Below are 23,920 nucleotides of genomic sequence, written 5' to 3' on the forward strand. Positions count from 1 at the left end.
GCACCTTTATGGATTATGAGTACTGCATTGATTTTAAGTGTAGCGTGTTCATAAACAACCTTGGGTCGCTAATATTGCTTAACATAGCTGGCGTCGGTAAACAGTCGTCATCAACGTAGTCGACATAGTCTGCCGCCGAATCGAAGATCAAAATATCCAAAGCCAAACGATCCAAGCCATATCGGCCTCGGTGGATCATATCCGCTGAAAACACCAATAAGTCACCTGCGGCTAACGGTATCTGCTTACCACCAGAGATGTCATCGCTGCTCACTTTGCCGTTTTCTTCTTGGCGAACATTGTACTCTTCTTCGTTATCCCAACGTTTGTGCGTGCCGGGGATAAGTTCCATGCCGGGCTCATCAAAAAGGGGCACTCGCAGATGCAATACTTGGGTTTCCATGATGACTTTCATCTGGTCATCAATGTCGTAGTCGTATTGACAGTCACGATGCCAGAAGTCTTTTTGCTGCGGGTTTACTGGGTTGAAGAACAGCTGTGTATTCATGAATGCCGGCTTGTTCGGAATCACCGCATCAACCACATCCATCACTTGTTTCGAGCTGATGAAGTCGAAAAGCACGCTTCTATCGTCGGCAGGCAAATACTCGCTTCCCGTAATTAAAGACGAGTTAAATGCTTCTTCTTTATAGAATTCTTCGTTGTCTGCTTTCCATGATTCATGAAATTTCAGCACGACTTTTCTAAGCGATGCAATTTGAGCTTCATTGAAATAATTTCTGATAACAAAGTAACCATGTTCGTCGTAACGGTCACTTAATTGTTGGCTGTTTTCTACCACTGATTACCTTCGTTCATTCTTTGCTGTGCAATAACCACAGATTTCTTGGGCGCATAATGCCAGACAGTCGCCATTCAACCAAGTAACGAGTGCAGAAGCCTGTAGATTCCGTGATGCTATGGAGCCATGTGTGGGCGAGTTTTACATGCCTATCCAGATCATGTACTCATGCGACAAGAATCTCTGCATATGTGATCTATCCCTTATTTTATAAAATACAAAGATTCATATAGTGAATGTTTCTTTGGTTTGTATGATTATTAACCATGTTGTGATTTGGTTTGCGTATGGAAGATAGAAAATCATGGATGGTTTTTCGCTGGATATGAGAACACTTAATTTTATTATTATTTTGTTCTCTTTCATTTACTGTATTGGCTTGTTGTTATTTCAATTCACTCAACAGTCCATTAAAGGGCTTTCAATCTTTTCCATTTCAATATTTGTTATCGGAACTGGGCCGTTGATGTTGAGCCTAAGAGGGGAGTTCCCTGATTGGGTCACCGTTATTGGTGCCAATATGGTCATTGCGCTTGGTTTTCATCTCGCCTTGTATAGCTTATGTCTGTTTCGAGAATACTCTCTCAAATGCACCTACCTCAGTAGTCTAATGATGTTGACTCTTTTGCCATGTTTTATTTACTTCACGTTCTATGAGCCTTCCATAAAGGCTCGAATTATCCTCATTAGTTTATATCTGGCTTTTGTGACTCTTTGCACTGCCTTTGCGGTATTAAAGGGCCGGCGTGATGACTTGACTCTAGGTATTCGGATGATGGCCTTGTCATTTACGATATATGGCGGGTTTATGGTTTTTCGAGTTGTGGTGACGCTATTTTCAACTGAGCTCCAGGATTTCATGGCGGCCACTCTCATTCATCAACTTGCCTTTTTAGTGAGCATCGTTCTTATTGTGTCGATGAGCTTTACAATGCTTTGGCTGATTAACGCAAGGTTGCTTAGTTCTATTCACGAGCTGTCCTACAGCGATCCTCTAACGGTACTGGGAAACCGCAGAGCATTAGATGAGATGGTTCCAGTTATCATGAAGCAGGCGGAAACTGCACCTGTTAGTGCCATTATGATGGATATTGATAATTTTAAGTCGATCAATGACCAACACGGACACATTGTAGGTGATCTCGTGATCAAGTCTTTTGCTGAAATGGTTCAAAGTGCAATCAAAACATCGCCAACAGCCAGTGCGTTTCGTTTTGGCGGAGACGAGATAATGATTTTATTGCCCAATGTTAATTTCCTACAAGCACAGGCTATTGCTTGTAAGCTGCGATTATCTATTTCAGAGATCTCAGCCGTACAAGGGAATGAGATGTTTCTGACGTCGAGTTTCGGTGTCGCTCAGCTTCACCCACATGAGAATTGGGATGGGTTTATTACTCGAGCCGACAAAGCGTTATATCAAGCGAAAACAAACGGTCGCAATATGACTTCAATTTGTCCTAGTCATATTAACGAGATCGTCACTGCCACATCACCAATACCGCTGCAATAGAGAGTAAGATGAGTGCAAGAATGTCTTTGCGTGCGATGCTTTGTCCTAACCAGAAGTAGGATATCAACACCATGAAGATCACTTCGACTTGCCCAAGCGTCTTTACGTACGGAACGGCTTGAAGTGACATTGCGCTAAACCAACCCAGAGAACCGATAACACTCGCTAGGCTTGTCATTACGACCAGTTTCGACTTCTTGAATATCAGGCGCAGCGTGTCGCGTTCTCTGAAAAAGAGATACGTACAGATAATCACTGTCTGAAGGGAAATGACGAGGAACAGCACCCAAGCAGCGCTATGAGGGAACGGCAACCCAATACTCAAACTTGCTTCCCGTACCCAAAGAGACGTTAAAGCAAAGGCGGTGCTGCACGCCATACCTAATAAGAACACTTTTGGGGACAAGCTTCGCCAGCCAGAAGCGCTACTCATGATTAGCACGCCTAAAGTACCAATAAGTACGCCGACCCAACCTGTTAGTGTCAAAGCAGTACCAAAAAACAATACGGATAGCACCGCAGACACGGGGGCTTCACACTTGGCTAATCCTGCGCCTATCGCATAGTTTTCTAGCTTGAACAGCATCACCATTAAGCCGGTCGCGAGGATCTGCATGATGGCGGCAGCAACAATATAGAAAACAAACTCACCCGAAAAATCCGGTGCGGAGACTGGCTGCCATTGATAGAGGGTGTAGAGGTAAATAAGGGCGATTGGGCCAGCCCAAATAAAACGCGCCAACGTCACGCCAGCCACGCTCATGGTGCCACTTAATTTACTTTGAAAGGCATTGCGCCAAGATTGGCTAAAGGCAGCAAGGAGAGTAAAGGCTATCCAACTAAAAGACATGACGCGTCCATGTGTTATGTAATTTGCTGATTATATTAACAAATAAAACCAATATAAGAAGCAACTTGTTCTTTTAATAAGCAATAGTCAGTTGCGTGAATCGCTCGGTTTTGAAGAATATTCGGTCTTTAAAACTTGCGCTGTAAACCTTAACGGCTTCATTTACTTGTCACTCGACATCAATCGATTGTTTAGAAAATCGCTTCTTTTCTGTTCTTGAAGTAGAACAGCGCGCTGATCAAAACGAACAGTAAGGTGAAGTAATAGAAAAAAGAAGACAGTGAGGCCAAGAAGGCAAGGTTCTGTTCTATTTCTTGTTCGGTGTAGCCCTGAGACACCAACTTATAGTAGTAAGCGTACAAGATACCGATCAGACCGTATCCGAGGTTAAACATCAAACCTTTGAAACTAAGAACGGTGGCTCTGTTGTGTGATTCGGTTTTTTTATTCAGGTGGTAGCTGATGAAAATGTTCATCGTCATGATGATAAAGATTAATACTAGTGCCGGAATGACTCCGTAAATCGACCAACCTAAACTGATCCAGTAATAAGTCGCCATGCTTGCCAATCCCATAACCACAATGAAGGTTTTAGGCTCAATACTCTCTGCTAATCTTCGGCTTTGTCCTGCCAATATAATCTTAAGCAAGCTGATACCCGCACCAATAAAACCAAAGTAGATAATTGGAATATCAATGGCCAGATAGTATTGGCTGTTCATGGTTAGGAACATGCGTGAGGTGTGTTCGAATAGGCTGTAGTAGAGCAAGATGAACAGCACGTAAGGCGTAGCGAATACCCATTTACCTGCATCGATCGTCAATTTAAGACTTGAGATGGTGGTTGCCAATTTGGTTTGGTCGCTTGGCATCAGCTTTTTCTCTTCGCGCATATTAATCGCGGCATAGATAGCGATCATCGCTACAAATAGGGTGGCGAACACAGGAATACGCATCAGATCTTTGGTGCTTTCTGGTTCGGCTAGTCCAAGGAAATGAAAGATGTTCGTCATAAAATTCACGTCGTACATCGCCGCACCAATTAGAGTGACAAAGATACCGACAGTTGAGGCGACACGAAGCTGGATTTGCAGCACTCGGGGCCACAACTCTTCATTGCCTTGTTCCTTTAAAGTGTCGTAGGCCAATGCCTCGTCAGCACCGCTGGCCAGTGCCATCGCTAAGCCACTGAGAATCCGGTTAATCAGAAAAACAATGAACACCAAGTCGGGGTTTCCGGTTGGTACTAGCGCGATCATCGCGATCTCAACAAACATCACGATCGAAGACAGCACCACCAGTTTCTTGCGGCCTAAGGTATCAGCGAATGCACCCGACGGTACTTCAGCAAGCACAATAGTGGCTGCCCAAACTACATTGAGTATCGCGAATTGAGAAAGGGTTAGCCCGTAATCTAAATAAAGTAGGGTGAATATAGGGTAATAAAAACGCGCAAAGTAGCTGCCTCTAAACATTAAGAAGTAGCGGACATTGGGAATTTTAAGGATCTCTTTGAGCGTCATGATAATTTCAGTAATTTAGATAACACATTATTATGTATAACCCTTTTACTCTTTTAAATCATGAATTGTTGTCAAATCCCTACAATATCTGGTTTGGGTGATCTTCGAGAGCATGGTTCATGGTGGGTTATAGGCTTCTGTTCTCCAAATCACTTCCCCCCATTCATTTAGTTTGTGGTGCTCGTTTCACTTGTTCGACTGATTTTGGTGCAAGGTCGAAATTCTACAACGTCGCTCTCGCATTTACATATTATTGTATGATTTAATTGTTGGTAGTAATGATACGCAATGAATCCAATGTAATTGAGGAAGCGAGCATGATCTTAGAGTCATTCAGTCTGGAAGGTAAAGTAGCGATAGTGACTGGCTGCAATACGGGTCTTGGGCAAGGCATAGCATTAGGCCTAGCGGAAGCTGGTTGTATGGTTGTCGGTGTTAACCGAACAGAACCTGAAGAGACTATTGAAAAAATGAGTGCAGCAGGCCATTCGTTCTTAAACGTGAGTGCTGATCTTCTCGATCAAGCGTGCATTCCAGGGGTTATAGAGCGCACTTTGGCTGAGTTTGGCCAAGTCGACATTCTCGTGAACAATGCAGGAATTATTCGCCGCCAAGATGCTATTGAGTTCTCAGAGCAAGATTGGGATGACGTAATGAACGTGAACACCAAGACAGTGTTCTTTATGTCTCAGGCTGTTGCAAAGCAGTTTAAGGCTCAAGGTACTGGCGGAAAGATCATTAACATTGCATCGATGCTCTCATTCCAAGGTGGTATTCGAGTTCCTTCCTATACGGCTTCAAAAAGCGCTGTGATGGGAGTGACACGTGCTATGGCGAACGAATGGGCGCGCGACAATATCAATGTGAATGCGATAGCACCCGGTTATATGGAAACGAACAATACTCAAGCTCTGCGTGAAGATGCTGAGCGCAATCAAGCGATTCTTGAGCGTATTCCGGCTGAGCGTTGGGGTAAACCGCAAGATATCGCAGGTCCTTGTGTGTTCTTAGCATCATCAGCATCGGATTACATTAATGGCTATACCATTGCTGTTGACGGTGGTTGGTTAGCACGCTAGTTGGTTTTTTATTCTAAATTTTGAGTTTGCAGCAATCTTGCAGGAGAAGATAAATGAAAATCGCTTTAATGATGGAAAACAGTCAGGCAGGTAAAAATGCCATGGTTGCAGCTGAGCTAGAGTCAGTGGCGGGTGGCATTGGTCACGATGTTTTCAACTTAGGTATGACCGACGAGAATGATCACCACTTAACGTATATCCACTTAGGTATCATGGCCAGTATTCTGATCAACTCAAAGGCTGTGGACTTTGTTGTGACGGGATGTGGAACAGGGCAAGGTGCTTTGATGTCACTGAACCTGCACCCGGGTGTGGTTTGTGGTTACTGCCTAGAGCCATCAGATGCTTTCTTGTTTAACCAAATCAACAACGGCAATGCTCTCGCTCTCGCTTTTGCTAAAGGCTTTGGCTGGGCAGGTGAACTCAACATTCGTTATATCTTTGAAAAAGCGTTCACAGGCGAGCGTGGTAATGGGTATCCACTAGAACGTGCAGAACCACAGCAACGTAATGCAGCAATTTTGAATGAAGTGAAAGCGGCGGTGGTAAAAGATAACTTTATTGATTCTCTGAGAGCTATCGACCAAGATCTAGTGAAAACAGCGGTTGGCAGCGAGCGTTTCCAACAATGCTTCTTTGAGCATTGCCAAAACCAAGAAATCGCTGATTATGTTCGTTCACTTTTAGATTAATTAGAGCGTTTAGTTCTGATAGAGCCAGCCTTGTTCGGCTGGCTTTTTGATGAATAATTAAAGCAATGTAATGAGACAAACAGTAATCAACTGGCTAAATTGCGATTCGTGTTTTCCTGCATCTACTCTTCATCTTCGGTTTCTTTGGAAGCATTTGAGGCACAGCCTTTCTCTAGCCAGTTATCGAGCACGCGTTGCAGTGCCTTCAAAGAGGTTGGCTTCTCTAAGCGACCATCCATCAGTTTGCTGATCATATCTAACTCGTGTTGTCCTGATTCGCCAGACAAAGCAATGATTGGTGTTTGAGGTGAGCGTGCCTTGATGATTTGGCTTGCGTCAAAACCATTCATTATCGGCATTTGTACGTCCATTAAGATCAAATCGACCTTGTGTGTTTTGAACAGTTCGACGGCATTCTCACCGTTTTTGGCTTGTAAGCTATTGACGCCAAGTCGACTCAAGTACATTTGAACAAGCGTGCGTTGTACTTCTTTATCATCGACGATCAGTACGGTTGGAGCCAAATGATTCCCTGGGGTTAGCGTGCTTGTTGGTTCTGAATTTTGCGTTGCCGCTTGGTTGTCTGGCTTAGCTTCAGCGTTGGTTTTGTTTTCAGTTGTGGTTTGATTACTTTTCCAATCATTGAAGTAAGGCGTACGAAGTGCGTCTGCTTTGGGTGCATTGGGTACTACCGGGAAGTACAGGTGGAACTCAGTAAACTCCCCAAGTTTAGAGTGGCACTCAACTCGGCCGCCAAATGAACGCATCACACGTTGGCAATAGCCAAGCCCTAGGCCGCTACCACCGCTTTTTTGGTAAGAGAAGAAGTCATCAAAGATCTTATGTGCAATGGCTTCGTCAATGCCAGGGCCGGTATCTCGGAATATCAGAACGTTCTCGTAAGGCCCTGTGTTGGTGCTGATCTCAATTTGGCTTTCTGGATAAGAATCAAAGTAATAGATTGCATTACGTATCAGGTTGAAAATAACGAAATTGAATAAGGTTTCATTGAGCTTTGCTACAAAATCAGCGTGTTGTGGTAAACGAATGCGTTCAATGATCTTTTCATTCTCAAAACCATAGTGGCTTACGGCTTGATCTACGGCTTTGTGGATAGAGGTCATGGCCACAGGGCCGTGTTCAGGCGTACTGTCACTGACTTCGCGCAGGATGATATCAATCAGTTGTCGCCCGCGTTGAATCGCCGCTTGGCCATTCTCAATATCCTTTAGGATTTGTTTAGCTGGGGCTTGGTTATCAATGTGCTGTTTTAACACCTCAAAATGCAGCTGCACTTGAGCCAGCGGGTTACGCATTTCGTGTGCGATAGAATTAGCAAGCGCGCGACTTTGGCGAATGCGTCTATCGGCTTCAATGGTGCTTTGTACACGAGTTAACAAGGTTTGCAGTGCAGAGATCTCTTCGTTAGAGAACATCTGATCGTTGCTCTTGTGTGACGATACTAACAAGTGCGTGACCGATTTCCCCTGGCCAAACAGAGGCATCACCAAAGCGGTATCGTTGGAGCTCATTTTGTCATACAGGGCTTTGATTGAGCGCTTGGCTGGTGCGGTGTAATCAAGCTCCTGAGACAACTCATCGAACACTAAAACGGACTTGTTAGTAGACAGATAATCTTCGTAGAAGGTTTCGTTGTAGTTGCTGTTGACTAGACGTAGCTTATCTTCTGGAATTTGCAGTAGGCTACCCAAACGACGCATTGCATCATCAATTGATAGCTTGAAATCCTCTTCTAGCGCGAGGATCTGTTGTACTGGCGTTTTCTTGTTTCCGTAGATAAAGAAGGAGGCGTAGTCGCTCACACGTTTGTAGAGTAAATGCCAAGTGATGCCGATAACCGCGCAGATCGGGATAGCAATGAGCCATTGGTTATCGTCTGTCAGTGGGATAAATATCGCGCCAAAAGGTATCACCAAAATTACACACACCAACAGCGCATTTAGGCTCATGTACGCAAGGTATTTCACGCTGTAGAAGCGAGAGGTCAGCAGGGCATAGCCAACGAACAACATTTCACTTATCGACAAAGCTGGTGGCAGCCAAGTGAGCGAGAAATCACGCAAGAAGTAGGTCATGCCTAGGTGGATCGTCGCAGTAGACAGCATGAAGACTAAAATGCCTGCGATCATGTAGTTGGTTTTGGCTAAGGTTAGCTTGCTGCTGTTGGCGCGCATGGCCACCAGGTTGAGTAGTGTTAGCACTACAAAGCTAATCATCCCAATGAAGAAGTACGGCGTATGCGGTCCAAACTCAATCACGAACTGGCTTGGGCCTGCAATGGTGACGTGTTCAACGGTTAACCCTGGACTTAAATTGATAAAGAAGGAGTAGACGGTCAGGGTGACGAAAATGGCTTGCTGCCACACATGAACCTTACCATTACGTTGTTCAGCGGCGAGTTTGCACGAGAAGTAATAGGCAAAGGCAAACGCAAAGAACGAGGCGAGGTTGGCAAACTTTGCGGCGAACACGGCGGCCGAGGCCCCAAGTTCCGGTAATAAGTCGGTATGGAAATAAGCGTTACTGCTGATCCACGCAACAATGCAGATCGAATACGCGATGTAAGGGGCATGGTGTGTCCCTGCGATCACTTCGTTCTTCTGTTTCAGGCGATAGCAGTAATAGAACAACCACATGACAACCACAGCCACGGTTGCAAGCAGTGTGATTGCTTTTGCATAGATGATCGCCTCTAGGCCGAAATCAAACATGTTCATCCTTTTTCACCGAGCTAGTTTTTCCTGCCGAGCGCGACTTTTCTAATGACTTTCTGCTTTCTCGCACTGCGCGTTTGTAGCTTCGAAAATCGACATTATTGAACGCTTTTACCATCATCTCAAAATTCCAGAATCCACGATAAATTGTCGTGCCATCGTCATTTAATTCGCAATATCCAGAATGGAAGTATGCATTGGAATCAATGGTTTGATAAAACTGAAGCATGAAAGGTTGCTCGATAATAGTGAAGCCAATCTTATAGCCTATTTGGTGTAACACACTCATCAGCTCTTTTTGAGAAAGGTAGAGGAAATAGAGCTTTTGTTGGGTATTGCCACTGACTGTCAGACGTAACACCTCACACAGGGCATCTTTGTCGGACAATTGTAACTGGAATTGTTGGTCAAATTCTGGGAGAGAGTAACATTTTGACAGTGTAGGCGGTGTGAAAAGTTGTAACCCTGCGAGTTCATCGTTGCCGTAATTGGGTAAACAGTATTGCCATTGCTCATTGCTGAACGGCGGTGCGTAACTTAGCCAAGTGTCATTCTTAGACCAGTCTTGAATCAGCGCAGAGGAAACCAGTGTTGGAAAGGCTTCATCGACTGGATGCTTGAGCAGAATAAAATGCTTGCCTGCCTGAGAAAGGTGTAATAAAGGCAGCATCTCAAACCATTTCTCGCCCTTGATGAACACCTCGAGATTGCTTAAAGCAATGGCATCGCTGATTGGCATTCCTTGTGGGTGACTCGGTGTTTGTACCAAAAGTGGCTCATGTTCTATCTGTTCGATGATCGCACCGTAATAAGCACTGTCATTGATAGGGAGGTCGACATGAGAAATGGAGCTTGGATTTAATGGAGATTTTGCTTTGATCGCAGCAATTTCACACTCACACCAGAAATCTAGCCAATGCATATAGCACTGCCCTACAGCCTGCTCTAGAAGAGCAATCTCTGCAGATAGTGTATTTGGATAGCGCAGAATCAGATCGCGGTAGTCCATCACCTCAAACAATACAGAGTAGCTTTTGTTTTGATGCTCTGGGAAAAGCAATTCTAACTGGCTTCTACGATATTCAGTCACGTTTTGAAAAAGCTCAGTGCGCTCATGTGGCTGATAAGTGTTGATGACGAGCTCTATCAGCGCTCGCTGTTTTATTTCGATAGACAGACTGCTAGCCAACAGTGAGCCTAAAGACGACGTTAATTTCATGTTTAACCTAGCCTAGGTTTATATAATTATTTTTATTTGATCTGCACTATCATAGGACACTGATTTTAGGTATGTGTTTGAAGTTACGTTACTTTGAGAGAGCCAATCGTAACTTTACTTGTGTCCATGGTGTGAGAAGTAAGTTGCATAATCGGGCGAGATTTTACTACTTGCACTCACCCTCAACAATAAAGATTTTCCATATTTGAATGAATTCAAAGATGAACAAAATACATTATTATCAACAACTTGTAGGGTTGGATCACAGTTTTAAAATCAGACATGATTAAGTCGAGCATAAACTTTTGGATTTATAAAATAATTTCAAATATCTATTTTTTGAACCAATATCATAATCGACATCAAGATGAGCTCATCTTATTAATCGTGATAGGAATGTTTTTGGTGTGAAGTATGTAATTATCTGATTGATTATGTCTGTATTATTACTCGCTTATTCTCTCGCTACTCATTTTAATGATTTAAATATCAGGTGGATAAAAGCAGAGCTCCAGTGCTCGTCTTGTTTTCCTGACAATCTCCTGTGTTTATAGAGTAGTTACACCATAATCTCTGATGAAGTGATGACATTCGAGGTTTAAGCTTGCCTGCATATGAAACATTATTGCGAGTAATCCCTCGTAAATGATTGAGGTAGAGAGAATTTATGAAGAACGTACGATTAACATCATTACTTGGAACAGCAACCTTGTTTAGTGTCGTGGCGTTAGCTGGGTGTAGTCAGAAATCAGAGGTACCAACTCAACCGCAAGAGAATGCGAACCCCATCTGCAGCACTAAAAACCTGACGGGTGGTTGGTCGAAAAGTGAGATAACACCAGAAGCCAAGCAAGCTTTAAACGCAGTTCTTAGCCAAATGAACACTTCAGCTGAGCTCAAGCAGATCTTGAGTGTTCGAACTCAGGTTGTCGCGGGTTTTAATTACGCTATTGAGTTTGAAATGGATAATGGTGAAGTGTGGAACACCATCGTTTACCGTTCTCTACAAGGTGACATCGAAATGACGCAACCTGCACAGAAAGGTCTTCTGTGCTCATAATCTAGATGCGTCTGTATCTTGTGAGATAGGCTTATAGCAAATAAAAATGGCTCCGTATTGGGAGCCATTTTTGTTTTTAAGAAGACTGATTTGTTGAACGTTTTCAGTCGGCCAACTCGGGCTCAGCTAACTCCTGAACACAAGCACGGCTGATGTCTTCATCAATGTAGGCCATACCGAGTTTATTGAGGTAGTCCATGCGATCAGCAGTGCGAAGCTCGATGTCGGGGCCTGCAATGTTATTGGCTTGATAAATTTCAGTGAGGTGAGACATGAATTGCTCGCCCACACTCATCATCAATAGACTCATTGCTCCTACGTCCGGTCTTACTTTGGCACGTTGCTTTTCAGATAAGTTTACCGCTAATACGATAGGCTGTTCTTCACCTTCGAAGCGAACGCCTCGCTCACGAACGGTTTGTTGAGCCCAGTAATATGCCAGTTCTTTGCTCTGGGTGAGAAACACTGGCTCAACCGATTCGGTGTAGTTGTTGCCGATGGTCGCCATAGTTTTTGAAGCTGCTTCGTTGAGCGCTTTGTCTCCAGAACGTTTTAAACCTTGGCCTTGAATAGAAGCCAATAAAGCGGAAGATGTGCCGTGATACCAAGTATCACCCGTCGCGAAACCATTCTCTGATAACAGTGTTTTTGCATCTTGTAGGTGTGTAGGTATTGAAGTCATAGGCACTCTCAAAAAATAAGAATCTTAACAAATAGGAATCTGAACAAATACGTATACAGTTAGCTTAAACAGAAGTTGTTCGGTTAACCGTGGTGTGGAACACAAATCTGAGGCTTTGAGATAAAGCTGGCAGTACAAGCTTTATCTCAAAGCCTTCCCCCGGATCTTACGTAAGTAAGAGAGAAGGACGGGGGAGGCTTTAGCGTTAGCGGTTAATCAAATTGATTAGACGTATTTGCTTCCCCCGCGGCTTTTAGTGCATTCTCACCCGCGAAGTATTCTTTGTGATCATCACCCATGTCTGAACCAGACATGTTTTGGTGTTTAACACATGCGATACCTTGGCGGATTTCTTTACGTTGAACGTTAGCAACGTAGCCCAACATGCCTTGGTCACCGAAGTACTCTTTCGCAAGGTTGTCGGTTGACAGCGCTGCAGTGTGGTAAGTAGGTAGAGTAATTAGGTGGTGGAAGATACCTGCTTCACGAGACGCATCTGCTTGGAATGTGCGAATCTTGTCATCAGCTCGTTTAGACAATTCAGTTTCGTCATATTCAGCACTCATTAGGCTAGCACGGTCGTAGGCAGAAACGTCTTCACCAGCTTCAACCATTGCGTCGTATGCTTGTTGACGGAAGTTTAGTGTCCAGTTGAACGATGGAGAGTTGTTGTATACCAGTTTCGCATTAGGGTGTACTTCACGAACGCCATCCATCATCTCTTTGATTTGGCCGATGTGAGGCTTCTCTGTTTCAATCCAAAGTAGGTCGGCACCAGCGTTAATTGCTTCAATACAGTCAAATACACAGCGGTCTTCACCAGTACCTTGACGGAATTGGTACAAGCCAGATGGTAGACGCTTAGGACGTACCAGCTTGCCTTCACGGTTGAAGCAAACGTCGCCTTGTTTCATGTCAGCTACATCGATCTCTTCAACATCTAGGTAAGAGTTGTAGATGTCACCTTGGTCACCTGGCTCTTTCACTACTGCGATTTCTTTGGTTAGGCCTGCACCTTGTGAATCGGTACGAGCAACGATGATGCCGTTGTCGATGCCTAGCTCAAGGAAAGCGTAACGAAGTGCACGAAGTTTTGCGTGGAAGTCAGCGTGTGGAACCGTTACTTTACCGTCTTGGTGACCACATTGCTTCTCATCGGCAACTTGGTTTTCGATTTGTAGACAACATGCACCTGCTTCAATCATTTGCTTAGCCATTAGGTATGTCGCTTCTGCGTTACCAAAGCCTGCATCGATATCCGCGATGATTGGCACTACGTGTGTTACGTGGTTGTCGATTTTGTCTTGAATGCGGTCTTGTAGGTCAACATCGCCGGCTTCACGAGCTGCATCTAGTTCACGGAATAAACCACCCAGCTCACGAGCATCGGCTTGGCGTAGGAAGGTGTATAGTTCTTCTACTAGGCCTGCAACCGATGTTTTCTCATGCATTGATTGGTCTGGAAGTGGACCAAAGTCCGAGCGAAGTGCTGCAACCATCCAACCTGAAAGGTATAGGTAGCGTCGGTCTGTCTTGCCATCAAAGTGCTTCTTAATAGAAATCAGCTTTTGTTGACCGATAAAACCATGCCAGCAACCTAAAGATTGAGTGTATTGAGAGCTGTCTTTGTCGTAAGCCTCCATATCCGCACGCATGATATCTGCTGTGTATTGCGCGATATCTAGACCTGTTTTGAATTTGTTTTGAGCTCGCATACGAGCAGCAGATTCAGCATTGATTGCATCCCATGGAGCACCTGCAGCGCTTTTTGCAACTTCTATCATTTCGATATCTTGTGTAATTTGCGACATAACTATTCCTTAGTTTCACGTGGGGTATGGTTGCCAAATTGGCTTGGATTAAAACTTTGCTATGGACAAAGAATAACCACGCATGTGATAATTTTGTTAATTTATAGTTATTATATTCGGTATTTTTCTTATGAATATTGCTCGTATAGACCTTAATTTACTTGTGTATTTAGACATGTTGCTACGTGAAAGAAACGTTACACGAGCGGCAAATCAATTAGGAATAACTCAACCAGCCATGAGTAATGGACTGCGCCGATTGCGTGATCTGTTTGAAGACCCGCTATTAGTAAGAACAAGTGAAGGGATGATACCGACCGAACGCGCGCATAAGTTGCAGCCACTGATTCGAAACATCTTGGCGAATGTAGAGAAGACACTGCAACCGACCACAGAGTTTAATGCAGAAGACAGTGAACGCGTGTTTCGTATCATGGCGAGTGACTATGCAGAGTCGACCATTATTCAACCTCTTCTGAAAAGGTTAAGTGAGATAGCACCGAAAATACGACTGGATATCATGACGCCAAGTGACGTGAGTTATCAGGATGTAGAGCAAGGTACCGTTGATATAATTATCAACCGATTTGACGATATTCCTCAGTCGTTTCACCAGATGAGCCTCTGGCACGACGGGTTTTCTTGCCTATTTAGTTGTGACAACCCGATCGCCGACAACTTCGATATTTTGTCTTATTTAAAGGCACAACATATTTGGGTAAGTAAGACAGGTATGGGAACGGGAGTGGGAATAAACCCAAGTGAAGCACAAAAGCTTGGTTGGATAGATGAGGCATTAATGCGCATCGGTAAAACCCGTAACATCACGGTGTTTACTCGACACTATTTGTCGGCGATTCTCTTCGCTCAGCAGAAGAACCTTATCCTGACTATTCCTACCAAAGCAGCTCAACTGCAGCGCAATAATCCTAGATTGTTGATCAAGCCTGCGCCATTTGCGATTGAACCCTTTGAGGTGAAGATGGCGTGGAGTCCATTGTTACAAACCAATCCAGACCACCAGTGGATGCGTCGTTTGATTAAAAGTGTCGCTAACGAAATCGAGAGTGGAGTAACGGAATAACACAGTTTTTAGGGTATTTTTTATATGAATATCCAATATAACTGGCATAAATTAGCTAAATTCATGTCCGTTAAGTAAGTTTAAGTCAGTAAAGTAAATTTGAGCTAGTCACGAAAATTTATTGAGTAGCCATAAATTAGTTTGAGAGAGATTTTATGAGCAGTCGTATTCAACAGGGAAGCTTGAACATTGATAGCACCCTCTACCAATTAATTAATGAGCAGGTGATTCCTGGAACAGGCATTGTCGCTGAAGACTTTTGGCAATCATTTGCAACCATCCTTGAAGATTTGGCTCCAAAAAATCGCGCATTGCTTATCAAGCGTGAAGATCTTCAACATCAAATCGATGTGTGGCACCAAGAGCGTGCGGGTCAAACACTGGATGCTGCAGAATATAAACAGTTCCTACTGCAGATCGGTTACCTTGTACCTGAGGGCGATGACTTCCAAGTAACGACTGCCAATGTTGAGCCTGAAATCGCAACACAAGCTGGGCCGCAGCTTGTAGTGCCTATCATGAACGCGCGCTTTGCACTTAACGCAGCCAATGCGCGTTGGGGCAGTCTATATGATGCGCTCTACGGAACGGACGTGATCAGTGAAAGTGATGGCGCGGAAAAGGGCGGAAGCTTTAACCCTGCTCGTGGCGCTAAAGTAGTGACTTATGCTCGTGAGTTCCTTGATGATGCAGCGCCATTAAACGGTGTCTCTCATAAAGACGTGACCAAATACAGCATCAGTAACGCTAGCATCGGCAATAAGCTCATAGCGACACTCGATAACGGCGAAGAAGTCACTCTCATTGATAGCGACCAGTTCATTGGCTATCAAGGTGACGCAAGTTCCCCTTCGTGCATTCTTCTTAAACACAATAATCTGCACATCGAAATTCAAATTGACCCAAGCGCACCGATTGGTAGCGTTGATGTGGCGGGTATTAAAGATGTGTTGGTCGAAGCTGCCCTAACAACCATTATGGATTGCGAAGACTCGGTTGCTGCAGTTGATGGTGAAGACAAAGCATTGGCTTACCGTAACTGGTTAGGCTTGATGAAAGGTGATCTGCAAGAATCACTAGAGAAAAACGGCAAAACTATTGTTCGTAACCTTAATCCCGATCGCCAATACACCAGCGTGACGGGTGGTGAGATTTCACTAAAAGGCCGCAGCATGTTGTTCATCCGTAATGTCGGCCACTTGATGACTAACCCTGCGATTATTGATGCCGAAGGTAATGAAGTGCCTGAAGGCATTATGGATGGCATGATCACTTCGTTAATTGCGATGCATGATTTAAAAGGCAACAGCGCGTACCAAAACTCGACTGCGAACAGTATCAACATCGTAAAACCTAAGATGCATGGCCCTGAAGAAGTCGCCTTTACTAATGAATTGTTTGGCCGTATTGAAGATGCATTAGGGCTAGATCGATTCACGATAAAAGTCGGCATCATGGACGAAGAGCGTCGTACTTCGGTTAACCTTAAAGAATGTATTCGTGCAGCTAAAGATCGTGTTGTGTTTATCAACACAGGTTTCTTAGACCGAACGGGTGATGAGATTCACACCAGTATGGAAGCGGGACCATTCGCTCCTAAAACACAGCTGAAAACCATGACTTGGATTGGCGCATACGAAGATCAAAACGTTGATCTTGGCTTAGCTTGTGGCCTGCAAGGTAAAGCCCAGATTGGTAAAGGTATGTGGCCAGAGCCAGACAACATGGCGAAGATGATGGATGCGAAAATCGGACATCCACAAGCGGGTGCTAATACTGCTTGGGTTCCTTCTCCAACCGCCGCGACTTTGCACGCGCTGCACTATCACAAGGTGAGTGTACCAAGCCGTCAGAAAGAGCTTCGTGAGCGAGTGAGAGCCAATGTTGATGATATTCTTACTATCCCGCTACTGGGCAACCAAAAGCTGACTGCGCAAGATATTCAAAGTGAGCTGGATAACAACACACAAGGTATTCTGGGGTACGTGGTTCGTTGGATTGATCAAGGCGTTGGTTGTTCGAAGGTACCTGATATTAACGATGTCGGCTTGATGGAAGACCGAGCGACGCTGCGTATTTCAAGCCAACATATTGCGAACTGGTTACGTCACGGCATTTGCGAGGAAGCTCAGGTAATGAAAACCATGAAGCGCATGGCCGCAGTGGTGGATGAGCAAAACGCTGGCGACCAGAGCTACCGTAACATGGCGCCTGACTTTGAAAACAGCATTGCATTTTCAGCGGCGTGTCAGTTGGTATTCGAAGGCTGTGCTCAGCCGAGCGGTTACACCGAGCCAGTACTGCACGCGATGCGTCTAAAACTGAAAGCACAGGAATAGCGAAGCAACCGAATAACAAAAATAGAGAATGTAAAATACTAAAAAAAGAAACCCCCTTTAACCGAGCCCAAGGTGCCGCGCTTTTATAGCGCGGCTTTTTTTTGATTCATTTTTGTGGTGGGAAGGGGGGAAGTGGGGCAGGTTAGTGCTCACTAAGACTTAATTATTTCCGAGCCCTAATCACTGCCAGAACTTAGTTACTACCAACCTTATTTTCCGCCAAAGCAAAGATACTTAATGTCCATGTACTCATCGATGCCTTCTTTCGCACCTTCACGGCCAATACCTGATTGTTTCACACCACCGAAAGGCGCGACTTCGGTTGAGATTAGACCATCATTAATGCCGACCATACCGTACTCAAGTGCCTCTGCGATGTTCCATACTCGATGAATGTTCTGACTGTAGAAGTACGACGCTAATCCATAAATGGTATCGTTGGCCATCTCGATAAGCTCTTCGTCCGTGTCGAATTTCATCACAGGCGCGACTGGGCCAAAGATCTCTTGTTGAACGATGTCCATGCTGTGTTTTACATCTTTAAGAACAACAGGCTGAATGAAAAGCCCATTAAGCTCCTGAGTTGGCGTCACAGGCGCAGCACCTTGTTCAATCGCTCGGTTTATCAAAGCTTGGATGTTGTTCTTCGCATTCAGGCTGACAACAGGTCCAATCGTGACACCCTCATCTAAACCGTTACCAATCTTAAGCTGCTGAACCGCTTGATCGAATTTAGCCACAAACTCATCGTACACTTTACTGTGAACGTAGAATCGGTTCGCACAGACACATGTTTGACCTGCATTACGGAACTTCGACGCCATTGCGCCTTGAACGGCCGCGTCGATGTCAGCATCGTCAAACACAATAAAAGGTGCATTGCCACCGAGCTCCATAGAGGTGCGTTTGATGCCTTTTGCCGCTTGAGCCATCAAGATACTGCCCACACGGGTCGACCCAGTGAAAGAGATTTTTTTGATAAGCGGATGCGAAGTGAATAGGTTGCCCACTTGCTCTGGGCTTTCACCAAGCACTACTTGGAGCAGATCCTTAGGGATACCCGCTTGATAAGCCAATTCAACCACAGCAAACGCAGAAAGCGGTGTCTCATCTGAAGGTTTCACGACAAAGCTACAACCCGCTGCTAAGGCAGGAGCCGCTTTACGAGTGATCATTGCAATCGGGAAGTTCCATGGCGTAATCGCACATGCGACACCAATAGGCTGCTTGATGGTCACCAAGCGTTTGCCAGCGACTGTGCTAGGAATGGAATCACCATAAGTGCGCTTCGCTTCTTCTGCAAACCATTCAATGAAGCTCGCGCCATACACGACTTCACCTGTCGCCTCGGCTAACGGCTTGCCCTGTTCCATTGTCATGATTCGAGCAAGGTCATCCTTGTTTTCGAGGATCAACTGGTGCCAGCGATGAAGTAGTGCAGCACGAGATTTAGCAGGGATTTTTGCCCACTCTTTCTGCGCTACATGAGCTCGTTCGATCGCGCTCGCTAACTCTGTTTCTGATGATACCGGTGCGTGCCCGATGAGTTCACCCGTTGCTGGGTTTGTGACTGCAACTGCGTTGTTCGCTTCTGTCACCATAAAAGAGAGTAAGTGCTGGTTATCAATGTTTAGCATCGTGATTCCTTTGTCGTGATTACTTTAGACGTGTTGCTGATGTGCGGGTTGGCGTGTGTTCAGATCACTTCGACCAAATGTTGATTAGTCGCAGATTGTGGTCGTTAATTCGATAGTTTTGAAGCCCTTGTTTGCGCGAGCATTGTTTACCAAATCAAATCATTGTTTATCAAAGTAGCATTTTCGAAATCCATGATCAGCGAAGTTATGGATTTCGAAATTCTCTAAGAAAGTGCTTACTGCTGACTCCAATTATCAGCTTCGATCTTCGCTAGCGCTTTTGCTGCTTTTTGAAGTGCAGGCAAGAATTTTATTGCTTCATCCGGTTTAACTCGAATCACAGGAGCTTGTATCGCTAGGCCTAGGTTTGATTGACCTGTTGGTGATGGGATCAGTACTGCGATACAGACTAAGCCTGGCAAAAACTCTTCATCATCAATAGCAAAACCTTGGATTTTCGCTTCTTCGATGTCTTTCTCTAGAGTCGAATAGTCGGTAATCGTGTTTACTGTGTATTGAGTCAGCGGCACATTTTCAATTAATCGTCTGCGCTGCGACTTAGACATGTGCGCTAAAAACAGTTTGCCAGTAGCCGAGCAGTGCACGGGAACGCGAGAGCCGGGGTGCAGGTGAAAGCGGAGTGGGGCTTCAGTTTCTGCACGATCGAGATAGATGATTTCGCCACTTGAAAGAGCGGTCAGGTTACAACTCTCACCGACTTCTGCTCTCAGGTTCTCAAGGATAGTGCGTCGCGCGCTGTGCATGGTGCTATTCAAAAGTAGGTTTTCGGCAAGTTTTCTGAGTCGAATACCTGAGCTGTAGTGTTTTTCGTCGCCATCTCTTTGAATGATGCCCGCCGCTTCTAACTGTTGAAGCATTCGGTGCAGCGTGGGTTTTGGCAATCCGGTCTCTTCGACTAAACCTTGCAGAGAAATAAACTCGTCTTTTTGCGCTATCACCTCTAATAGTGCAAAAAGTCGGAGGGTCGGTGTATCCCCTTGAACTTGTGGTGTTTCTGTTTGCATACAGTGATTCATCCTTGCGATATGTCTATGCCTAAGAGTGTACATACCAAATCATTATTCTTCAATTATCTGAATAAAATTTGATCTTTTTTATTATTCCAATAATATTAAATATAAATTATGGAACAATTAATCTCAATAAATGGAATTTAAAGATGAAGGCGATTGAACGGATTATTGATAAAGCTCATTTAGATCGTAAGCGTGTTGTTTTGAGTGAAGCGGAGGACCCGCGAGTGCTAGCTGCTGCAAGAATGGCAATCGACAAACAGCTCGCTCACATCACACTTGTGGGCGATGAATCGGCGATCATCGCTGCTGCAGAACTTCACCATATTAACCTCGCTGGCATTCATATTGTTTCTCCACAAGCGTCGCCACTCAAAGAGGTGCTCGCTGAGCGGCTGTATACATTGAGAAAAGCTAAAGGCATGACCTATGATGACGCCCTAGAGCTGGTTCAAGATCCACTTGTTTTTGCCAATTTGATGGTCAGAGAAGGGCTGGTAGACGGCACAGTTAATGGCGCGGTTTATACCACGTCTGATGTGGTGCGAGCTGCGCTGCAGATTATCGGCCCTGCACCGGACAGCGAATTGGTGTCGAGTTTCTTCTTGATGATGTTGTGTGAGCCTTTCCATAATCTTAAAGGCGGTATGATTTTCAGCGATTGTGGTTTGGTTATTAACCCCAATGAAACCGAGCTGGCATCGATTGCCGTAGCGGCATCAAACAGCGCTCAAACGCTCCTGATGGAAGAACCTAAAGTCGCGATGCTGTCGTTTTCGACTAACGGCAGTGCTAAACACGAATCGGTTGATAAGGTTCGTAATGCCGCTCAACTCGTGAAGCAACGTTGTCCCGGAATCGCCGTCGATCAGGACGTTCAACTCGATGCGGCAATTGTCACTGAAATAGCGGCGAAGAAACTGCCTGATTCAGAGGTCAAAGGCCAATCAAATGTGTTGATATTCCCCAACTTAGAAGCGGGGAATATCGGTTATAAGCTTGCGGAAAGGCTAGGTGGTGCGGTTGCGATTGGCCCGTTGCTGCAAGGGTTAAATCAACCAGCGAATGATTTGTCCAGAGGCTGTAGTGCCGAAGATATCTTTAATGTCATTGCCGTTACCGCGGTACAAGCGCAGCAAGTGAAAGCGTCTGACTCTATGGCTGACACTGAAGCTGATGTTGAAGAGAGCGAAGAGTCGGAGTTTGAATTCCGGTATTAACACTCGTTGCTTAAACTAATGCTGAATCTTGCACTCATATTTACCCCAAATAACCTAATTAGGATAGCTAATGGAGTTACCTGTTTTACTCGCCATTCTTGCCACCATTGCGGTGGGTACCTATTTCCAAACTGTCACCGGATTTGGTCTCGGTATCATCGTGATTGGGTTAACGGTCAGCCTTAATTTGGTATCCCTACCCGTTATTGCCGCGGTGGTCAGTATTGTGACCTTGTTCAATTGCTTGGTGGCGTTGATGGGTAAGCCACTGCTTGGGGAACTCAAGATTCTGGTGGTGTTAGTCATCGGTATTATTCCCGGCGTATCGATGGGCGTGTACTTGCTGGACGCGTTGAGCGAATCGGCAACCCAAATCCTACGAGGGTTATTGGGTGCCATGGTGTTGTTCGCAGGCTTGAGCTTTATGTTTAAACCTAAAACCAGAAAGGATTGTTCGGCAACCGTATCTTTCCTTGTCTCAGGATTTAGCTCTGGGTTAGCGGGTGGGTTATTTGGGATGGCAGGTCCACCGATTGTTTATCATCTCTATCGGCAACCTTTTACGCTCGATTTGGTGCGAAGCACACTGCTGATGGTGTTCGCTTGTACGTCGATGTCCCGTACGGTCAATGTCTATGCGGCAGGCGACATGGAACAGAGCATACTGTGGTTATCCGCTATTGCTGTTCCTCTGGTGGCGCTTGTCACAATGTTTGCTCGACGTTTTCCACCACCGTTGTCCAATGATCAGCTCAGAAAGCTAGTGTTTACGGTGTTAATGCTGATAGGCGGATATTTGATGGCTGTCTCTGCATGGTCTTTGTTTGCAGCTTAGAACGTCTTCTTTATCAAAGTCACCTTTGAAGGAGGAGGGCTTGATTCTCGTTTAATGCTTGATGAAACCCTCCTCACTGACACGTCAGCGCTTTAGCATCTCAAAGATGCTCCTAGATAGCCCAAACAAGCAGCTCTCTTGTACATCTAACGTGATGTTGCTGCGATAGTACGGGCTCAAATCCACGCCCATTCCCACACCATGAATCTCAATACCGTTTTTGGTCGACTCACGTTCAATCACTTGTTTGAGGTGGTTATCCAAATAGAACTGATCGTTGGCGGTGCTGGTCGCGGTATCCATTGGGCAGCCGTCTGAGAACACGATCAAAACCTTTCTCTGGGCGGTGTGCTGCTGCAATCGATGGCTAGCGAACTGAACCGCTTCGCCATCAATCCCTTCTTTAAAGATGTCGGCTTTACGAAGACTCGCAATGCCAAGGCGAGCGCGTCTCCAATGCGTATCAAAATCCTTGAATACAATATGACGAACTTCGTTTAAGCGGCCTGGGTGTTTCGGTTGGCCCTGTTTAAGCCACTGCCGATAAACCTTGCCACCGTTCCAGTTATTGGTAGTAAAGCCAGTAATCTCGAAAGGGATGTTGGCCAGTCCAACAGATTTGAGAATTGTATCCATCAGTAGGCTTAACTTGTGACTGTGCTTTTGCATTGAGCCTGAGCAGTCCATCAAAAATGTGATGGCACATTGATGAGATGTACCGATGTCAGGCTGATAAAAGACAGTTCGATCCAATGGCGATGTGACGAGCTTGGTGATGGTAGTGGCATTAACAATGCCTTCTTCTAAATGGCCCTGACGTCGGTTCCTCTGTGGTGTGGCAACAAAGCTAGTAAGCATAGCGGCTAAACGGCGAGTGTTTACTTGTCTCGCCATGATGTCATCGGTGAGCTTTTGTCTCAGTTCGAGTAATAGGGCGCGCCTGACGAGTTTGTCTGCGGCGATGACTTGATCAAATTCTGAATTAAAGACCTGATAATTGGCGCCCGACAATTCAAAAACCTTGCTACTGCCCGTGATGTCAGTATCGACGTCTTGATCTTGAATGTCTCCATCAACGATAAGGGCAAGCTGCGCAAGGATTTTTATGTCTTCTTCAACGGTTGGCGTAGCCGAGTTATCGCTGTCTTGCTCTTGGTTGATGAGCTCTTGTGCAAGGGCTGCCAATTCGTTGGCGCAGTGAGCAAACTGTTGTTGGTCGGTTCTATGCTGCTTCAAGAGCTTCAGGCTATGCCCAAAAGTAGGCACGATACCGGCGCGAGTCGATTCAATGGTCTCAGCGATAGGCTCAGACACCGGAACGCCAGTTAAACGGGTGTGGATGACTTGCATCAGTGTAAACAGCAACATGCCTATTCGTGATTCGGTAAAGCCATTTTGATGATATTGGTCGCTCCAATACGCAAAGTTAAATTGGATACTGGTGGTCACGCCTTTTAGATAAGGCGGGACTTGCGATTCAATTCGTACCTGTTCGCAGAAATCGTATAACAGACGTTCTATTTCGTTTTGAGGGCGCAATGAATAATGGAGGTCAGCGTCTGAAAGCAAGAGTCGTAGTGCCGATGAATCGATCTTGCCTTGCATCGATAGCTTGCTGTTTTTCAGCTCATGACGAGACACAAAGGTGAGATCGTTGGTGTGAGCAGACTGGTAATAACAGGGTTTACTGCCTTTATAGAGTCGTTCTCCCCGATAGTTCAGATCGAGTTCACCACTGATTGCTCTGGCGACAGACACACCAATATCGAGGATCTTTTTCTGCTGAGAAGAAACATTGGCCATGG

The 23,920-nt window shown here is 45.2% G+C and carries 18 protein-coding genes; 8 read left to right on the forward strand and 10 right to left on the reverse strand.

All coding sequences use genetic code 11. The features are described from left to right. Positions 1–13: 13 nt before the first annotated feature. Positions 14–802, reverse strand: a complete 789-nt coding sequence (locus AB4274_RS02750) for a phytanoyl-CoA dioxygenase family protein (protein ID WP_017059991.1) — start codon at positions 800–802, stop codon at positions 14–16. Between the two features lie 304 nt (positions 803–1,106). Here AB4274_RS02750 and AB4274_RS02755 point away from each other — a divergent pair, with 304 nt between their 5' ends. Continuing rightward, positions 1,107–2,315: a GGDEF domain-containing protein gene (locus AB4274_RS02755; RefSeq protein WP_372110893.1), complete on the forward strand. Its 1,209-nt coding sequence runs from the start codon at positions 1,107–1,109 to the stop codon at positions 2,313–2,315. On the opposite strand, the gene AB4274_RS02760 is transcribed toward AB4274_RS02755, so the two are convergent. Together AB4274_RS02760 and AB4274_RS02765 are read right to left on the reverse strand one after the other, a co-directional pair. Then, entirely contained in the window at positions 2,284–3,165 is an 882-nt protein-coding gene (locus AB4274_RS02760; protein ID WP_017067924.1) for a DMT family transporter, read from the reverse strand. The genes AB4274_RS02755 and AB4274_RS02760 overlap by 32 nt on opposite strands. Positions 3,166–3,356: 191 nt before the next feature. Next, positions 3,357–4,688: an MFS transporter gene (locus AB4274_RS02765; protein WP_372110896.1), complete on the reverse strand. Its 1,332-nt coding sequence runs from the start codon at positions 4,686–4,688 to the stop codon at positions 3,357–3,359. Positions 4,689–5,005: 317 nt separating this feature from the next. Here AB4274_RS02765 and kduD point away from each other — a divergent pair, with 317 nt between their 5' ends. Then, positions 5,006–5,767 (forward strand): 2-dehydro-3-deoxy-D-gluconate 5-dehydrogenase KduD, encoded by a 762-nt coding sequence (kduD, locus tag AB4274_RS02770; protein ID WP_017059987.1) that lies wholly within the window; start codon positions 5,006–5,008, stop codon positions 5,765–5,767. A 53-nt stretch (positions 5,768–5,820) separates the two neighbouring features. Then, positions 5,821–6,459 carry an RpiB/LacA/LacB family sugar-phosphate isomerase gene (locus tag AB4274_RS02775; protein ID WP_017059986.1) on the forward strand — a complete coding sequence of 213 codons (639 nt, stop codon included), beginning with the start codon at positions 5,821–5,823 and terminating at the stop codon, positions 6,457–6,459. Between the two features lie 122 nt (positions 6,460–6,581). On the opposite strand, the gene AB4274_RS02780 is transcribed toward AB4274_RS02775, so the two are convergent. Continuing rightward, positions 6,582–9,191 (reverse strand): response regulator, encoded by a 2,610-nt coding sequence (locus tag AB4274_RS02780; RefSeq protein ID WP_372110898.1) that lies wholly within the window; start codon positions 9,189–9,191, stop codon positions 6,582–6,584. Further along, the gene (locus AB4274_RS02785; RefSeq protein ID WP_372110901.1) at positions 9,184–10,413 is read right to left on the reverse strand and encodes an acyl-homoserine-lactone synthase; all 1,230 of its coding nucleotides are present in this window, start codon (positions 10,411–10,413) and stop codon (positions 9,184–9,186) included. The genes AB4274_RS02780 and AB4274_RS02785 overlap by 8 nt, the downstream gene beginning before the upstream one ends. A 667-nt stretch (positions 10,414–11,080) precedes the next feature. Between AB4274_RS02785 and AB4274_RS02790 the strand changes: the two genes are divergently transcribed. Continuing rightward, positions 11,081–11,473: a cystatin domain-containing protein gene (locus tag AB4274_RS02790; protein ID WP_372110904.1), complete on the forward strand. Its 393-nt coding sequence runs from the start codon at positions 11,081–11,083 to the stop codon at positions 11,471–11,473. Between the two features lie 103 nt (positions 11,474–11,576). Here AB4274_RS02790 and AB4274_RS02795 read toward each other — a convergent pair whose 3' ends face one another. Both AB4274_RS02795 and AB4274_RS02800 read right to left on the reverse strand, forming a co-directional pair. Then, positions 11,577–12,155, reverse strand: a complete 579-nt coding sequence (locus AB4274_RS02795) for a hypothetical protein (protein WP_017067975.1) — start codon at positions 12,153–12,155, stop codon at positions 11,577–11,579. A gap of 212 nt (positions 12,156–12,367) precedes the next feature. Further along, positions 12,368–13,966, reverse strand: coding sequence for an isocitrate lyase (locus AB4274_RS02800; RefSeq protein WP_372110905.1), 1,599 nt, complete (start codon positions 13,964–13,966; stop codon positions 12,368–12,370). Positions 13,967–14,096: 130 nt separating this feature from the next. Between AB4274_RS02800 and AB4274_RS02805 the strand changes: the two genes are divergently transcribed. Both AB4274_RS02805 and AB4274_RS02810 read left to right on the forward strand, forming a co-directional pair. Further along, positions 14,097–15,050: a LysR family transcriptional regulator gene (locus tag AB4274_RS02805; RefSeq protein ID WP_012600244.1), complete on the forward strand. Its 954-nt coding sequence runs from the start codon at positions 14,097–14,099 to the stop codon at positions 15,048–15,050. Between the two features lie 155 nt (positions 15,051–15,205). Further along, positions 15,206–17,389 carry a malate synthase G gene (locus tag AB4274_RS02810; RefSeq protein WP_372110908.1) on the forward strand — a complete coding sequence of 728 codons (2,184 nt, stop codon included), beginning with the start codon at positions 15,206–15,208 and terminating at the stop codon, positions 17,387–17,389. Between the two features lie 209 nt (positions 17,390–17,598). On the opposite strand, the gene AB4274_RS02815 is transcribed toward AB4274_RS02810, so the two are convergent. Beyond that, positions 17,599–19,026 (reverse strand): NAD-dependent succinate-semialdehyde dehydrogenase, encoded by a 1,428-nt coding sequence (locus tag AB4274_RS02815; protein WP_372110911.1) that lies wholly within the window; start codon positions 19,024–19,026, stop codon positions 17,599–17,601. Between the two features lie 236 nt (positions 19,027–19,262). Further along, on the reverse strand, positions 19,263–20,051 hold the full coding sequence (locus tag AB4274_RS02820) for an IclR family transcriptional regulator (protein ID WP_017065657.1): 789 nt from the start codon (positions 20,049–20,051) through the stop codon (positions 19,263–19,265). 155 nt (positions 20,052–20,206) lie between these two features. Between AB4274_RS02820 and pta the strand changes: the two genes are divergently transcribed. Both pta and AB4274_RS02830 read left to right on the forward strand, forming a co-directional pair. Beyond that, positions 20,207–21,280 (forward strand): phosphate acetyltransferase, encoded by a 1,074-nt coding sequence (gene pta, locus AB4274_RS02825; RefSeq protein ID WP_050632872.1) that lies wholly within the window; start codon positions 20,207–20,209, stop codon positions 21,278–21,280. A 70-nt stretch (positions 21,281–21,350) separates the two neighbouring features. After that, on the forward strand, positions 21,351–22,115 hold the full coding sequence (locus AB4274_RS02830; protein WP_372110914.1) for a TSUP family transporter: 765 nt from the start codon (positions 21,351–21,353) through the stop codon (positions 22,113–22,115). A gap of 84 nt (positions 22,116–22,199) precedes the next feature. Here the strand turns inward: AB4274_RS02830 and AB4274_RS02835 are convergent, their stop codons facing one another. Then, positions 22,200–23,918 carry a cobaltochelatase CobT-related protein gene (locus AB4274_RS02835; RefSeq protein ID WP_372110916.1) on the reverse strand — a complete coding sequence of 573 codons (1,719 nt, stop codon included), beginning with the start codon at positions 23,916–23,918 and terminating at the stop codon, positions 22,200–22,202. Positions 23,919–23,920 lie beyond the last annotated feature (2 nt).

Origin of the sequence: Vibrio sp. 10N.261.55.A10, from assembly GCF_041470825.1 — a bacterium.
Taxonomy (GTDB): domain Bacteria; phylum Pseudomonadota; class Gammaproteobacteria; order Enterobacterales; family Vibrionaceae; genus Vibrio; species Vibrio crassostreae_C.